The organism is Psychrobacter sp. 1Y4, assembly GCF_051847555.1.
Genome location: NZ_JBPYDE010001146.1, coordinates 1 through 520, shown reverse-complemented (window position 1 = coordinate 520; position 520 = coordinate 1). Strand labels below are relative to the sequence as shown.

Here is a 520-nt window from a genome sequence, read left to right as displayed (position 1 = left end):
AACGATTGCTTATATCGGTGAGGAGTTTGAAGGCCGGGCAATGACTGAATTGATGTCCTTTTATGTGTCAGGATGCGTGCTTGGCGGCTTTATGGGTCGGTTCTTGTTAGGGCATTTGCATGAGTTGATTGGCTGGCGTAATGGCTACTATGTGATGACGGCGATGACGCTGTTGGGGGCGATATGGGTCGGCAAGATGCTACCATCGTCTCGTCACTTTGAGGCCAATCCCAATTTTCGCTCAGCGATACAGACGCTGGGTGAGCATGTCACCAATCGTTATGTGGTGACCGCTTGTCTGCTTGGCGCTTGTGTGCTGTTCTCCCTTGTAGGCTGCTTCACTTTTATCAACTTACATTTGGCGGATAAGCCTTATGAGCTTGGTACTGGTGCGCTCGCCAATATTTTTGCCGTGTATTTGCTTGGTGTGATTATTACGCCACTATCGACGACCTTGCTGCGCCGGTTTGGCTCAGCACGTACGGTTCGGGTAGCCATTATTATCTCCATGATTGGGGTG

1 protein-coding gene is annotated in these 520 nt (G+C 50.2%); it reads left to right on the top strand.

What is annotated here, in order from left to right:
• On the top strand, positions 1 to 520 hold a 520-nt coding region (locus ACS8FC_RS20855), incomplete at both ends, for an MFS transporter (RefSeq protein WP_439298187.1).